The following is a 14,198-nucleotide window of genomic DNA, read 5'->3' as shown; positions in this document are numbered from 1 at the left end:
AGGTTCCCTGTTGACCCGCGGGAAGCAGGTATGTATTTTGAGTGAGTGATCATTCATTATTATGGGCGTAACCGGTGGCGCGCCTGACGGAGGAAGCCCGGCGGCGCCTCACCCAGCGGCGCCGCCAGCAGATCCTGGAGGCGGCGGTGGCGGTCTTCTCGGAGGCCGGGTATGAGGGAGCCACCGTCCGGGCCATCGCGGAGCGGGCCGGGCTTGCGGAGGGCACCTTGTACCTATACTTCCCCAGCAAGCGCCACCTCCTTCTGGAAGCGTGGGAGGAGGTGGCGCTTGCCTCCTTACACGGGGTGATGGCGCATCCGGAGCTCCTCGACGACGAGGCGCTTCTCGCGCAGATCTTCCGGACCCAGTTCGAGCTCCTGGAGCGCCACAGTTCCTTCCTGCGCCTGGTGATGCACCGGGCCGATGTGGATCCGGAGTTCCGCCGCAGCGTCCAGGAGCGGCTCCGGGAGCTGAAGGCCGTGGTGGAGGGCCGGATCGCGAAACGGATGGAGGAAGGGGTCTACGCACGGTTCGAGGTGCCCATCGTGGTAGCCGCCATCGCAGCCCTGTTGCGTGGGATTCCCCTCTTTGATCCCTACGACCCGGATCCTCTCTTCGCTCGCTACTCCCGAGAGGAGGTGGCCCGGGAGTTGGCCCGCTTGGTGTTCCGGGGACTCCTCAGCCGCCCCGGCTCCCGGGAGTCCCCCCCTCCGACCGGAACCGTTGTGGGAGGTCAACCATGAAGCGATGGACGTCCCTTGCCCTGCTCTGCGCCGCCCTCCTCCAATCTCCCCTTGGAGCCCAGCCCGCCCCCCGCCGGGTGGGGTTCGCGGAGGTGGCCGCCCTGGCCCTGGAGCGTAACCTGCAGCTCCGGGCCGCGGCCCTGGATCTAGCCCTCGCCCAGGCCGCTCTCGCCCAGGCCCGGGCTGCTCAGCAGCCCCAGGTCAGCCTCCAGGGCTCCTATGTGTACCTCCAACAACCCGGCACGACCCTCACCTTCCCCAACCCCTTCGGCCCGACCCCACCGCAGCTCACCGTTACCGTCCCCCCGCCGGAGCCCAGTCAATTTCTGGTGCGCCTCCTGGCCCAGTACCCTCTGTACACCGGCGGACGCTTGGAGGCCCAGATAGCGCTCGCGGAGGCCAATGTGCTGGGCGCCCGGGCGGCCCTGGAGCGTACCCGTCAGCAGGTGCTGGCCCAGGCCCAGCAGGCATACCTCGCGTGGTTGGTGAGCCGGGAGACGGTGGCTGCCGCGCAGAGAGCTCTAGCCCAGGCGGAGGAATCGTTGCGGGTAGCCCAGGCCCGGTTCCGGGCAGGGGCGTCCCCCCGGTTCGACGTCCTCCAGGCGGAGGTGGCGGTGGCCAACGCGAGGCAGAACCTGCTGCGGGCCGAGACCGGGGCCCGCAATGCGGCGACTCAGTTGAGCGCCATCCTCGATTTCCCCCTCGACACCCCCCTCGAACCCGCGGACAGCTTGGAGCCCCGTCCCGTCACCGCCGTCCTGCCGGAGGGAGTCGCGCAGGCCCTCCAGCGCCGCCCGGAGCTGCTGGAGCTCCGGGCCCGGATGGAGGCAGCTCGGGCCGCGGTGGATCTCGCCCGGAGCGGGGGCCGACCTAACCTCGCCCTCACCGCGAACTACGACCTCACGGGTCCTCTGACTCAACTCCAGGGAACGTGGTCCGTGGCTCTTGCGGTGACCTTGCAGCTCTACGACGGTGGCCTTACCCGGGAGCGGGTACGGGAGGCGGAGCTGCGGCTCGAGCAGCTGCGGGTTCTGGAGGCCCAGCTGCGTACGCGCATCGAGCTGGAGGTCCGACAGGCCTGGGTAGCCTTGGAGCAGTCGAATGCGGCCCTCGCGACCGCGGAGAAGGCCGTGGAGCAGGCCCGGGAGGCTGCCCGCATCGCCGCGGTGCGCTTTGAAGCCGGGGTGGGAACCGCCTTAGAACTTCTCTCCGCCCAGGCGCAGCTCGCGCAGGCGGAGCTCGCCCTGGCTCAGGCCCGGTTCGAGCAGAACCTTGCGCGGCTGCAGTGGCTACTCGCCACGGGTGCCCTTTAGGGAGGTGCAGGATGCGGAGGTGGGTCGCGCTCGGCGTGGTGGCGGTGGCCGCGGTCCTCGGGGCTTCGGCCCTGGCCCGGCGGGAACCTGCCCGCCCCAGTTCTCCGACCCCGGAGCCCGGGGTGGCGGTGGGAGTGATGCCCGCCCGCACCGGGGCCGTACGGGAGGGAATCCGGGCTGCGGGTTCCGTGGCGGCGCGCAGGACCGTGGAGATGAGTTCGAAGATTCCCGGTCGGGTGCTTGCGGTCTTCGTGCGGGAAGGCGACAGGGTGCGGAGGGGGCAGGTGCTCCTCCGGCTGGACCCTTCGGACACGGAGGCCCAACTGGAGCAGGCTCGGGCGGCGCTGCGCATGGCGCTTGCCCGGATCCCGCAGTCAGAAAGCGCTGTAACCCTCCAGCAGGAGGCCACGGAGGCCCAGATCGCGCAGGCCCAGTCTCAGGTGCGGGCCCTGGAGGCCCAGGTCCGCAGCGCCGAGGCCAACCGGAGCGCCCTCGAGGGTAGCCTCCGGAGCCTTCAAGCGAACCTCGCGGCCGCGGAAGCGAGCGTGCGGTCCGCGGAGGCGAACCTGGAGCGGGTCCGGTCGGACCTCGCCCGACTGGAAACCCTCTATGCCGCGGGCGCGGTGAGTGCCCAACAGGTGGAGGCGGCCCGCACGCAGCAGCTGGGCGCCCAAGCTGCCCTGGAGGCCTCCAGGGCCCAACGGGACGCCCTCCTGGCCCAAATGCAGACCCTCACCGCGCAGCAGGCCGCCGCGCAGGCCGCGGTGGCCCAGGCCCGCTCGGCCCTGGAGGGAGCCCGGGCCGCCCTGCGGGCCGCGCAGGCGAACCGCGAGCAGGTCACCGTCCGTCGCCAGGACGTGGTTCAGGCCCGGTCGGCCGCGGATCAGGCCCGGGCCGCGGTGCGCCTGGCGGAGCAGCAGCTCCAGAGCACCTGGATCCGCTCCCCACTGGACGGTGTGGTGACCCAGCGGTCCGTGGATCCGGAGGAGTGGGTGGCTCCGGGAGTGCCGGTTCTGGTGATCGCGGACCTGGATCGGGTGCACATGAACCTCGAGGTCTCGGAGCGGGAGATCCATCGGGTGCGGAAGGGGCAGCCCGTGGAGGTCACGGTGGACGCCGTCCCGGGCAGGATCTTCCGCGGCCAGGTGGCCCGCTGGTCCGAGGTGGCCAGCACCCGTACCCGCACCTTCACCGTGGAGGTGGAGTTTCCCAACCCGGATCACGTGCTGCGGCCGGGCATGTTCGGTCGAGGCACCATCGTGGTGGCGGAGGCCCGAGGTGCGGTGCTGGTGCCCGCGGAGGCCGTGATCTCCACGGGCGGCGGGTCCTTCGTGTGGGTGGTGGAAGCGGGCCGGGCCCGGCGGAGGGCCGTGCGGGTGGGGCTGCGGGAGGAGGGGCGCGTCCAGGTCCTGGGACTGCGCCCTGGAGAGCGGGTGGTGGTGCTGGGGCAGGACCGGCTGCGGGACGGCGTGCCGGTCCTCGTACGGCCCTAGGAGGTCGGGATGTGGCTCACGCGCCTTGCGATCCGCAGACCCGTTCTTGTCCTCATGGCCTGGGTGGCGCTCGGCGTCATCGGCCTTCGCCTGCTGTGGGCCATGCCCGTGGAGCTGTTGCCCAACATCGAGTTCCCCGTGGTCTCCATCCTGACCGTTTACCCGGGAGCCGGACCCCAGGAGGTGGAGACCTCGGTCACCAAACCCCTAGAGGACGCGGTCGGCACGGTCTCGGGGGTGCGGGAGATCCAGGCCACCAGCCAAGAGGGCTTGTCCCTGGTGGTGGTGCAGTTCCAGCTCGGCACAGACCTCCACGCGGCCACTGCGGCGGTGCGGGAGAAGGTGGATGCGGTGCGCGCGCAGCTCCCGAGGGATGTGCTTGCGCCCGTGGTCCAGCGGTTCAGCGTCTCCGCCTTTCCCATCCTCTCCCTCTCCCTTGCGAGCCCCACCCGCTCGCCCCGACAGCTGCGGGAACTGGTGGACGACCGCCTCAAGCCCCGGCTGGAGCAGATCGGCGGGGTGGCGAACGTGGAGGCGATCGGCGGGCAGACCCGGGAGATCGAGGTGGCGGTGGACCGGGATCGGCTCCAGGCTTACGGCCTGAGCCTCGCGCAGTTCACCGCCTCCCTGGCTCAGGAAAACCTGAACGTCCCTGCGGGCATCCTGGAAGAGGGACGGCGGGCGTACGCGGTACGGGTCCTGGGGGAGTTACCCTCCCTGCAGGAGATGCGCGACCTGCGGCTGGGGCTGCCCGGAGGCGGATCCGTACGGCTCGGGGATGTGGCGGAGGTTACGGACGGGGTCGCGGAGCGCACGCAGCTGAGCCGGGTGGATGGCCGGGAGAGCGTCACGCTCCTGGTGCGGAAGACCGCGGATGCCAACACCATCGCGGTGGCGGACGCGGTGAAGCGGGAGCTGGAGCGGATCCGGGCGGAGTTCCCGGACCTGCAGGTGACCGTTGCCAGCGATCTCTCCACCTTCACCCGGGAGGCGGTGAACGACGTCTTCCTGGCCTTGCTGCTCGGCGTCGTGCTCGCCTCCATCATCGTGTTCTTCTTCCTGCACGACGCGGTGAATACCTTCATCGTGTTCCTCGCCATCCCCACCTCGCTGCTCTCGAGTTTCGTGGTGATCGCGGGTCTGGGGTTCACCCTGAACTTCTTCACCATGCTGGGCCTGTCGCTGGCCATCGGGATCCTCGTGGACGACTCCATCGTGGTCCTGGAGAACATCCACCGGCACCTGGAGCGGGGGGAGCTGCCGGCGGAGGCCGCCTACAACGGCCGCAGCGAGATCGGGCTCGCGGCCGTGGCCATCACCCTGGTGGACGTGGTGGTGTTCGTCCCCCTTGCCCTTTCCGGGGGGATCTTCGGGCAGCTGCTACGGCCCTTCGGCCTTACCGTGGCCACGGTGACGTTGTTCAGCCTCTTCGCCGCCTTCACCCTCACCCCCATGCTGGCCGCCCGGTGGCTGCGGCGCCGCACCGCCTATGAGGAGGCGTCCTCCGGATGGACCGTGCGGCTGTTCGGGCCCTTGGACCGGTTCTACGCGTGGCTCGACGGGCGATACCGATCCCTGCTCCAGTGGGCCCTGTCGCACCGGGGCTGGGTGGTGTTGTTGGGCGTGCTCTCCGTGGTGTGCGTCTTCCCGCTCGCGTCGCGGCTGGGCTTCGAGTTCGTGCCCTCCGTGGACCAGGGTGTGTTCACCGTGCGGATGGAACTCCCGGCAGGAACGAACCTGGAGACCACGGAGGCCGCGGCCCAGCGCGTGGAGGCGGTGCTGCGCCGGGTTCCGGAGGTGGAGGCGGTCATCACCAACGTGGGCACCGCCGGGCAACAGAACCAAACCGGACCTCACTTCGCGCAGCTCCTCGTGCGCCTGCGGGAGGACCGCAGGCGCACGGATCGGGAGATCGTAGCGCAGCTCCAGCGGGATCCCGAGGCGAACCGGATTCCCGGGGCCCGGGTGGTGTACGCGGTGGGCAATGTAGCCGGTCCCGTCTCGCCCGTGGAGATCCGGGTGCGGGGAGAAGACCTGGATCTGCTGGCCCAGACCGCGGACCGGATCGCGGACCGGCTGCGTGGGGTCCCCGGGATCCGGGATGTGGATGTGAGCGTGCGGCTGGGCCGGCCGGAGCTTCAGGTGCACATCGACCGGCAGCGGGCCAGCGAGCTCGGCCTCAGCGCCGCGGCCATCGCGGGGATCCTGCGCAACGCCGTGGAGGGGAACACGGAGGTGAAGTTCCGTGCGGGGGAGAAGGAGATCCCGGTCCGGGTGCGCATGGTCCGGGACGGTCGGCCGCTCTGGCCCGAGGATCTCCCGGACGTCCTCCTCGTCACCGTGGGGGGGCGTCCCGTGTACGTGCGGGACGTGGCCCGCGTCGAACCGGGAGCCGGTCCCACGCGCATTGACCGGCGGAACCGGCAGCGGGTGGTCTCCGTGACCGCGAACCTGGAGCCCGGATCCTTCGCGGGCAACGTGAACCAGGCCGCAGCCCGGGCCATCGCGGACATCCGGCCCGCGGGCGTGACGGTGGAGTTCGGCGGGCAGGCAGAGCAGATCGCGGAGGCGGGCGGGACGTTCCTCTTCTCCCTGGTGCTGGGCGTGGTGCTCGTGTACATCCTGCTGGCAGCCCTCTTCGAGAGCACCTTTATGCCGTTTGCCATCATGCTGGCCCTGCCCCTGGCGTGGGTGGGCGGGATCCTGGCGCTGCTGCTTACAGGGAAGTCCCTCTCCATGGTGAGCGCCATCGGCTTTATCCTGCTCACGGGCCTTGTGATGAAGAACTCCATCCTGCTCGTGGACTACACCAACACCCTGCGGGCGCGGGGGCTCCCGCGCACGGAGGCGGTGCTGGAAGCCGGGCCCACGCGGCTGCGGCCCGTACTCATGACCACCCTCTCCGTGATCCTCGGAAGCCTGCCCGTGGCCCTGGAGTTCGGCAAGGGTTCGGAGCTGCGCTCGCCCCTCGCGTGGGTCGTGATCGGAGGCCTGGTGTGGTCCACCCTCCTCACCCTGGTGGTCATCCCCGTCACCTACACCCTGCTGGACGACCTCCGGGGGTGGGTGGCCGTCCGGAGCCTCAGGCCCACCCCGAAGGTGGCCGCACACCCGGAGGAGGCGGGACGATGAAGCTGGTGGTGGTGGTCTACGAGGCGGGGATTGACGACTCTGTGATGGACCTCCTCCAGCGCCTGGAGCTTCCGGGGTGGACGAAGCTGGAGGGAGCCGTGGGGTTTGGCCGGAAGGGGCTGCGGCTCGGCAGCGCCATCTGGCCCGGCACCAACAACCTGCTGTTCTTGATCCTGGAGGAGCCGCAGGTGCGGATGCTCCTCGAGGCCCTAGAAGTCCTCAAGCGGGAGTACCTCCGGCCTCCGGCCCTCTTTGCCTTCGTGCAATCCGTGGAGGCGGTATGGTAGCGCGGCGGTGGTTCGTTCTGGTTCTGCTCACAGGGGGCGCGGCCTACTTCCTGTGGCCGCGCCCCCTGCCGTCTGCGGATCGCATCGAGGCGAGCGGCACCATCGAGGCCACGCAGGTGGACTTGGCGCCGAAGGTGGCAGGCCGCGTCCGCCGGATCCTGGTGCGGGAAGGAGAGGAAGTGCGCTCGGGGCAGGTGGTGGCGGAGCTGGAGGCGGAGGAGCTGGAGGCCCAGCTCGCACAGGCCTGGGCGAACCTCCGGCTCGCCCAGGCCCGGCTCGCTCAGGCGGAGGCCGCCCTGAGCCTTCAACAGGCCCAGTACCAGGCCGCGGTAGAGCAGGCCCAGGCCGCCCTCCGGGCTGCGAGGGTGCGGGTCCCTCAGGCCCGGGAGGCGACGGAGCTGCAGCGGTCCACGGCGGAGGCACAGGTCGACCAGGCTCAGGCCCAGTTGCAGCATGCCCGCGCGCAACGCGTGGCCGCGGAAGCCAACCTCCGGGCCCTTCTGCGCAACCTCGAGGCTGCCCGGGCTCAGACCGAGGCCGCTCAGGCTGCCCTTCGCACCGCGGAGGCTCAGCTCGCCTCTGCCCTGGCCCAGCTCGATCGGGCCCGGGCAGAGGCGGTCCGGGCGGAGGCGCTTTACCAGGCCGGCGCCATCTCGGCCCAGCAGGAGGAGACGGCAAGAGCGCAGCTCGCCGCCGCCCGGGCCGCGGCGGAGGCCGCCCAGGCCCAATGGGCGGCCGCGCGGGGCCAACACGAGGCGGCTGCGGCGCAGCTTCGGGCCCTTACCGAACAGGTGGCGGGGGCCCGGGCCGCGGTGGTGCAGGCCTCGGCCGCGGAACAGGTGGCCCGGGCCGCCCTGGCCGCGGCCCGGGCGGCCGGACGGCAGGTCTCCATCCGGGAGCTGGAGGAGGAGGGCGCGCGGGCACAGAGGAGCCAGGCCGAGGCCGCCCTGCAAAGCGCCCGGGCCGCCCGGGACCTCGTGCGCCAGCGGGCCCGGGAGGTGGAGGCAGCTCGGGCCGCGGTGGATCAGGCCCGGGCCGCGGTGCGCCTGGCGGAGGTGACCCGATGGCAGGCGGTGCTGCGTGCGCCGCAATCCGGCGTGGTCCTGGCACGCCTCGTGGAGGTGGGCGAGCTCGTAAGCCCCGGGGCTCCGATTCTCACCATCGCAGACCTTAACCGTCCTTACCTCCGGGTGTTCGTGCCGGAAGCGGATCTGGGCCGTGTGCGGCTGGGCCAACCCGTGGAGGTCCGGGTGGACGCCTATCCGGATCGGGTCTTCTGGGGCCGGGTGGTGGAGATCGCAAACCGTGCGGAGTACACACCCGGAAACGTCCAGACCCGGGAGGAACGTACCCAGCTCGTGTTCGCGGTGAGGATCGCGCTCGAAAACCCCGACTGGATCCTCAAACCCGGACTTCCCGCGGACGCCATCATCCGCTTCCGGCCATGAGGCCTGCCATCACGTGCCGGGGACTGGGGCGCGTCTTCGGTACCCTCCGGGCCGTGGAGGGGGTGGATCTGGAGGTCCAGCGGGGCGAGATCTTTGTCCTCGTGGGGCCGGACGGTGCGGGCAAGACCACCCTCCTCCGCCTCCTGTGCGGGGCCCTGGAGCCCACCTCCGGGGAGGTCCGGGTGGTGGGGCTGGACGTGGTGCGGGAGGGGGAGGCGGTACGGGCCCGCATCGGCTACATGCCTCAGCAGTTCAGCCTCTACGGGGACCTCACCGTGTGGGAGAACCTGCGGCTGTACGGGGACCTCTATGGGGTTCCGCCCGCCCGCTTTCGGGAGCGCGCGGAGCACCTCCTGGTGGCCTTCGGCCTGTGGGAGGCCCGCGACCGGGTCGCGCTGGCCCTCTCGGGCGGCATGCGGCAGAAGCTCGCCCTCGCCTGCACCCTGGTGCATGAGCCGGAAGTCCTGCTCCTGGACGAGCCCACCACGGGCGTGGACCCCCTCTCCCGTCGGCAGTTCTGGCGTATCCTGTACGCCCTCAACCGCCAGGGGATCACGGTGTTCCTGAGCACCACCTACCTGGACGAAGCGGACCGGGCCTCCCGGGTGGGGCTTCTGCACCGGGGGAGGCTGTTGGCCTATGACGATCCCGCCACCCTGCGTGCACAGCTGCGCGGAACGGTGGTAGAGGTGGTGGCCGCTCCCCGCTCCGAGGCAAAGGCGGTGCTGCGGGAGCATCCCCTCGTGCGCAGCCTGGAGGTCTTCGGAGACCGGTTCCACGTGCAGATCGGCTCCGAAGCCGATCTGCACACCCTGCGGAGGGTCCTGGAGGAGGCCGGGGTTACGGTACACGGACTGCGGGCGGTGCGGCCGAGTCTGGAAGACGTGTTCGTGGCGCGGTTGCGGCCATGACGGAGATGGCGATCCGGGCGGAAAACCTCACCCGGGTCTTCGACGGGCTTGTGGCCGTGGACCACGTCTCCTTCGAGATCCCCCGGGGCCGGAAGTGGGGGTTTCTGGGCCCCAACGGCGCGGGGAAGTCCACCACCATCCGCATGCTGTGCGGGATCCTGAGCCCCACGGAGGGGACCGCCTGGGTCCTGGGCCGGGACGTGCGGCGGGAGGCGGAGGCCATCCGGGCCCGCATCGGCTACATGACCCAGCGGTTCAGCCTCTACAGGGACCTCACCGTGCGGGAAAACCTGGAGTTCTACGGTGGGGTGTACGGGCTGTGGGGGGCGGAGCTGCGCCGACGGGTGGAGGGGTGGCTGGAGCACGCGGGGCTTGGGGCCCGCCAGCACGACCTCGTAGCCGCGCTCCCGGGTGGGCTGCGCCAGCGGCTTGCCCTCGGGTGCGCGGTGCTGCACCGGCCGGAGGTGCTGTTTCTGGACGAGCCCACAGCCGGCGTGGATCCCCTTTCCCGCCGGCAGTTCTGGGATCTCATCGACCGGTTTTCCGAAGAGGAGACCACGGTGATCGTCACCACCCACTACATGGACGAGGCGGAGCACTGCGATGAGCTGGCCTTCATCTACAACGGTCGCCTCATCGCCCGGGGAACTCCGGAGGAGATCAAGCGCACCCGTATGCCGGGCGTGGTCCTGGAGATCCGAACCGACCGCCTCATGGAGGCCCTGGCGGCCTGCGAGCGGCATCCCCTGGTGCGGGAGGCGGCGCTCTACGGATCCGGCATCCACGCCATCGTGGAGGACGCCACGGTGGCTCCTCGGATCCTGCAGGACCTGCGGGAGGTTGGATTCGCGGTGGAGTCCGTGGAACCCGTGCTGCCGAGCCTGGAGGACGTGTTCGTGGCCCTGGTGGAGGCCGGATGAGCACCCGGCGCCTGATGAGCATCGTCCGCAAGGAGGCCACCCAGCTCCTGCGGGACCGGCGCACCCTGGGCATCATGATCACCCTGCCCATCATCCAGCTCGTTCTCTACGGATACCTCACCAACGAGGTCCTCCACCAGCCTACCGCGGTATGGGACCAGTGTGCGTGTGCGGAGAGCCGCACGCTCGTGCGGGCCTTTGAGAACACCCGGTACTTCACGGTGCGGTGGTGGGTGCGGAGTCTGTGGGAGATGGAGCGCCGGCTGGACCGGGGACAGGCCAAAATCGGCATCGTGATTCCCCCGGACTACGCCCGCCGTCTCCGGGCCGGGGAAGCGGCGCAGGTGCTGGTGGTGGTGGACGCCTCGGACGCCACGAGCGCCCGGGTGGTGCTCTCCGTGGCGAGCGGCGTGGGTGCGCGTCTGTCGCAGGATCTCACCGTGCAGATGCTGCGGCGCCGGGGCCAGCGGCCGCCTGGGCAACCCGTGGAGGTACGCACCCGAGCCTGGTACAACCCGGACCTCCGTAGCCAGGTGTTCATCGTGCCGGGGATCCTGGGGGCCATCCTGCAGTTCACCACCACCTTCCTCACCATCGGGGTCATCGTGCGGGAGCGGGAGCTGGGGACCTTCGAGCAGCTGGTGGTGACCCCCATCCGACCCGCGGAGCTCATGCTGGGGAAGATCCTCCCGCTTGTGGCCTTGGGCTACATCAACCTCACCTTCATTCTGGGTCTTGCCTGGGTGTGGTTCGGAGTCGCCGTGAAGGGGAGCTTGGCGCTTCTGTACGTGCTCACTCTGGCCTTCTTCTTCTCCAGCCTGGGCCTGGGTACCCTCATCTCCACCGTCTCCCGGACCTTCACCCAGGCGGCCCAGCTGGCACAACTCATCCTCCTCCCGAGCATCCTCCTCTCCGGCTTTCTCTTCCCCCGGGAATCCCTGCCCGTGGCCCTGCAGTGGGTGGGGCTTGTGGTCCCGCTCACCTACTACCTCACCGTGATCCGCGGGATCCTCGTGAAGGGGGTTGGGATAGAAGCCCTGTGGCCTTCCATCCTGGCCCTGGTGGCGTTGGGGGTTGTGGTGTTCGCCGCGGCGATTGTACGGTTCCAGAAGAGGCTCGACTGAAGGAGGTGGTGCGGTGAAGGAGGTGATCCACACGGACGCGGCCCCCCGTGCCATCGGTCCGTACTCCCAGGCGGTGCGGGCGGGCGGATTCGTCTTCGTCTCCGGCCAGATCCCCCTGGACCCCGAGACCGGGGAGCTCATCACGGGGGACGTGCGGGTGCAGACCCGGCGGGTGCTGCTGAACATTGCGGCCATCCTGGAGGCCGCAGGCACCTCCCTGGAGAAGGTGGTGCGCACCACCATCTACCTCAAGGACTTGAACGATTTCAACGCGGTGAACGAGGAGTACATGAACTTTTTCCGGGACGCGCGGCCCGCCCGCACCACGGTGCAGGTGGCGCGGCTGCCGCGGGATGCCGCGGTGGAGATGGACGTGATCGCCCTGGCCTGAGGGCGGGATCCCCCATGGTCCCTACACGGCCACGCGGGGGTACAGCCGCGCGGCCACGGTGGCCAGCAGGCTCAGGGCCACCACCTGGACCGCGAGATCCACCCCCAGTCCGAACTGGGTATGCCCCGTGGGGAGCATGAGAGCCCGCAGAGCGTCCACCTGGTAGGTGAGGGGGTTGATGGAGGAGATGCCCCGTAGCCAGGTGGGCATGAGTTCCAGGGGATAGATGGCGTTGCTGGCGAAAAACAGGGGCATGGTCACCAGCTGCCCAATTCCCATGAGTCGCTCCCGGGTCTTCACCAGACACGCCACCAGCAGGGAGAAGGTGGCGAACACCGCGGATCCCAGGGTGACGAAGACGGGCACCCCGAGCAGGGTGTCCCACCCAACCCGCAGGTGTACACCCAACAGGAGCGCAACGAGGTACACCACCACCGCCTGGGAGAGTCCCCGCAGACCCGCGGAGAGGGCTTTCCCGAGCACCAGGGCGCCCCGGGGGACAGGGCTCACCAGGTACTTGTGCAGGACTCCTAGATCCCGCTCCCAGATGATGGCGATCCCGTAGAAGATGGCGATGAACAGCCCGCTCTGGGCGAGGACCCCGGGAGTGAGGAACTCCCGATAGCCCACGGACCCCGTAGGGATCCCCCGCACCCGGGCGAAGACCCCGCCGAACACCACGAGCCACAGGATGGGCTGGACCGCACGGGTGAGGAGCTCTGCGGGGTCGTGCGCGAGCTTGCGCACCTCCGCCTCCACCACCACAAGCGTCCCACGCACGAACTCCGCCAGCCGATCAGCCGAGCCGGCGCGCGGTGCGACGCGTACGGACGACATCCCGGAACGTTCCTCCTTCCGTAATGGCGCCCCCCGTGAAGTGGGCGAACACGTCGTCCAGGGTGGCCTCGCCACCCACCCGGGCCTTGAGGTCCGCGGGCGTTCCCAGGGCCGCGAGCCGGCCCCGGTGAAGGATGGCCACGAGATCGCACAGCTCGTCCGCCTCCTCCATGTCGTGGGTGGTGAGGACCACCGTGGTGCCGAACCGGTCCCGCAGCTCCCGGATGTACGCCCACACCGCCCGCCGGGCCACGGGATCCAGTCCCACCGTGGGCTCGTCGAGGAACAGGACCTGCGGGCGGTGGAGCATGGCCTGCGCGATCTCCAGCCGCCGGATCATGCCCCCGGAGTAGTTGCGCACGAGCACGTGCGCGGCCTCCCATAGCCCCATGAAGCGCAGGGCCTCCTCCACCCGCTGCCCGCGCTCCTTTCTGGGGATCCCGTACAGTTTGGCGGAGATGAGCAGGTTCTCGTAGCCGGTCAGGAGCCCGTCCGCGGACAACAGCTGCGGCACGTACCCGATGCAGCGGCGGACCTGGTGGGCCTCCCACACCACGTCCCATCCTGCCACCCGGGCCTCCCCCGAGGTGGGCTCGAGAAGGGTGGTGAGCATCTTCACCGTGGTGGACTTCCCGGCCCCGTTGGGCCCCAAGAGCCCGAAGACGATCCGTGCGGGAACGGTGAGATCCAGACGGTCCACCGCCACGAGATCGCCGAACCGCCGGGTGAGACCCACGGTCTCCACCGCGGCTGGCCCGTCCCGGCCCGTCGCCATCCGGGGAGAGATCTCAGCCGTCGCCACTTCGGAAGACCTCCTCGAGGATGCGCATGGCTTCCCGCAGCTGCTCCACCCGGGCGGGGGGAAGGGAGGCGAGCTTCTGCCGCAGCCGCGCCCGGGTGACCCGCCAGGCCCGTTCCACGAGGCGTGTGCCCGCAGACGTGAGTTCCAGAACCACCCGACGCCGCTCCCGGGGATCCGCGGCCCGGTGCACCAGCCCCCGCCGCACCAACCGTTCCACCAGGACCGAGGCCGTGGGCGGGGTCACGCCCAGGTGCTCCGCGAGGTCTGCCAGGGAGGCACCCCGGTGGTGGCGGAGGAAGACGAGGGTGCGGAACTGGGGAATAGACCCCAGGTCCGCGGCCACGGCCCGCATCTGGCATCGCAGGAACCGCATCACCACGGGCACCGTCTCCGCGATGGCCACCGCACAGCCCTCCAGCGGGTCCTGGGGCCCCGCGGCGGAATGTTTTTTTGAACGAACAGTTCGCACAGCTAAATCATAGCGCCCGTTCCGGGCCTCGTCCAGCCCTGAGGTTGGTACAATCTGAGGGAGGGCTGTTGGGGGGTCGTCCAACGGTAGGACATCGGACTTTGGATCCGGGAATCCGGGTTCGAATCCCGGCCCCCCAGCCACCGAGATCTGCCCCGCAGCCGCACACACCGTCCACCGCACCGCCGGATGCAGATCTCCCGTGGGACGGCAGGAGCAAAAGTGGGGGTGGGTCCGTCTGTTAGGTGGGAGGCAAGGTACGTCCGTCCAGCACCTGCCAGACCCCTCCTGCTTCCTGCTTTGTCTCGGGGTCCTCCCCCAGCCTCTC

General features: G+C 70.1%; 13 protein-coding genes, 1 tRNA gene and 2 pseudogenes. 12 read left to right on the top strand and 4 right to left on the bottom strand.

Annotated elements, in window-relative coordinates:
- The first annotated feature begins 74 nt into the window (after positions 1-74).
- From N0A24_09390 to N0A24_09365, 6 genes and pseudogenes are all read left to right on the top strand, one after another.
- Positions 75-743: a TetR/AcrR family transcriptional regulator gene (locus N0A24_09390; protein ID MCS7173574.1), complete on the top strand. Its 669-nt coding sequence runs from the start codon at positions 75-77 to the stop codon at positions 741-743.
- The gene (locus N0A24_09385) at positions 740-2,056 is read left to right on the top strand and encodes a TolC family protein (protein ID MCS7173573.1); all 1,317 of its coding nucleotides are present in this window, start codon (positions 740-742) and stop codon (positions 2,054-2,056) included. The genes N0A24_09390 and N0A24_09385 overlap by 4 nt, the downstream gene beginning before the upstream one ends.
- 11 nt (positions 2,057-2,067) lie before the next feature.
- Entirely contained in the window at positions 2,068-3,549 is a 1,482-nt protein-coding gene (locus tag N0A24_09380; protein MCS7173572.1) for an efflux RND transporter periplasmic adaptor subunit, read from the top strand.
- Positions 3,550-3,558: 9 nt separating this feature from the next.
- Positions 3,559-6,681 (top strand): efflux RND transporter permease subunit, encoded by a 3,123-nt coding sequence (locus tag N0A24_09375; protein ID MCS7173571.1) that lies wholly within the window; start codon positions 3,559-3,561, stop codon positions 6,679-6,681.
- Positions 6,678-6,968, top strand: a complete 291-nt coding sequence (locus N0A24_09370) for a hypothetical protein (GenBank protein ID MCS7173570.1) — start codon at positions 6,678-6,680, stop codon at positions 6,966-6,968. Before N0A24_09375 ends, N0A24_09370 begins: the two co-directional genes overlap by 4 nt.
- Positions 6,962-7,213, top strand: a pseudogene (locus N0A24_09365) (biotin/lipoyl-binding protein). The gene N0A24_09370 and the pseudogene N0A24_09365 overlap by 7 nt, the downstream one beginning before the upstream one ends.
- Before the next feature lie 358 nt (positions 7,214-7,571).
- Here N0A24_09365 and N0A24_09360 read toward each other — a convergent pair.
- Positions 7,572-8,060, bottom strand: a pseudogene (locus N0A24_09360) (hypothetical protein).
- Between N0A24_09360 and N0A24_09355 the strand changes: the two are divergent.
- Genes N0A24_09355 through N0A24_09335 form a run of 5 tightly spaced genes read left to right on the top strand, consistent with a single transcriptional unit; the run spans position 7,946 to position 11,762 of the window.
- Positions 7,946-8,416 (top strand): efflux RND transporter periplasmic adaptor subunit, encoded by a 471-nt coding sequence (locus N0A24_09355; protein ID MCS7173569.1) that lies wholly within the window; start codon positions 7,946-7,948, stop codon positions 8,414-8,416. The pseudogene N0A24_09360 and the gene N0A24_09355 overlap by 115 nt on opposite strands.
- On the top strand, positions 8,413-9,327 hold the full coding sequence (locus tag N0A24_09350; GenBank protein ID MCS7173568.1) for an ABC transporter ATP-binding protein: 915 nt from the start codon (positions 8,413-8,415) through the stop codon (positions 9,325-9,327). The genes N0A24_09355 and N0A24_09350 overlap by 4 nt, the downstream gene beginning before the upstream one ends.
- Positions 9,324-10,247, top strand: coding sequence for an ABC transporter ATP-binding protein (locus tag N0A24_09345; GenBank protein ID MCS7173567.1), 924 nt, complete (start codon positions 9,324-9,326; stop codon positions 10,245-10,247). Before N0A24_09350 ends, N0A24_09345 begins: the two co-directional genes overlap by 4 nt.
- A complete protein-coding gene (locus N0A24_09340; GenBank protein MCS7173566.1) occupies positions 10,244-11,371 on the top strand; it encodes an ABC transporter permease in 1,128 nt (375 codons plus the stop codon). The genes N0A24_09345 and N0A24_09340 overlap by 4 nt, the downstream gene beginning before the upstream one ends.
- Before the next feature lie 13 nt (positions 11,372-11,384).
- Positions 11,385-11,762, top strand: a complete 378-nt coding sequence (locus N0A24_09335; protein MCS7173565.1) for a RidA family protein — start codon at positions 11,385-11,387, stop codon at positions 11,760-11,762.
- Positions 11,763-11,783: 21 nt separating this feature from the next.
- Here N0A24_09335 and N0A24_09330 read toward each other — a convergent pair whose 3' ends face one another.
- Genes N0A24_09330 through N0A24_09320 form a run of 3 tightly spaced genes read right to left on the bottom strand, consistent with a single transcriptional unit; the run spans position 11,784 to position 13,804 of the window.
- A complete protein-coding gene (locus N0A24_09330; protein ID MCS7173564.1) occupies positions 11,784-12,542 on the bottom strand; it encodes an ABC transporter permease in 759 nt (252 codons plus the stop codon).
- Between the two features lie 16 nt (positions 12,543-12,558).
- Positions 12,559-13,374 carry an ATP-binding cassette domain-containing protein gene (locus tag N0A24_09325; GenBank protein ID MCS7173563.1) on the bottom strand — a complete coding sequence of 272 codons (816 nt, stop codon included), beginning with the start codon at positions 13,372-13,374 and terminating at the stop codon, positions 12,559-12,561.
- A 13-nt stretch (positions 13,375-13,387) separates the two neighbouring features.
- Complete coding sequence (locus N0A24_09320) at positions 13,388-13,804, bottom strand: MarR family transcriptional regulator (GenBank protein ID MCS7173562.1); 417 nt, start codon at positions 13,802-13,804, stop codon at positions 13,388-13,390.
- Between the two features lie 135 nt (positions 13,805-13,939).
- Between N0A24_09320 and N0A24_09315 the strand changes: the two genes are divergently transcribed.
- A tRNA-Gln gene (locus N0A24_09315) sits at positions 13,940-14,013 on the top strand.
- Positions 14,014-14,198 lie beyond the last annotated feature (185 nt).

Source organism: Armatimonadota bacterium, assembly GCA_025059775.1.
Taxonomy (GTDB): domain Bacteria; phylum Sysuimicrobiota; class Sysuimicrobiia; order Sysuimicrobiales; family Sysuimicrobiaceae; genus Sysuimicrobium.
This window is presented reverse-complemented; position numbering and strand designations above follow the sequence as displayed.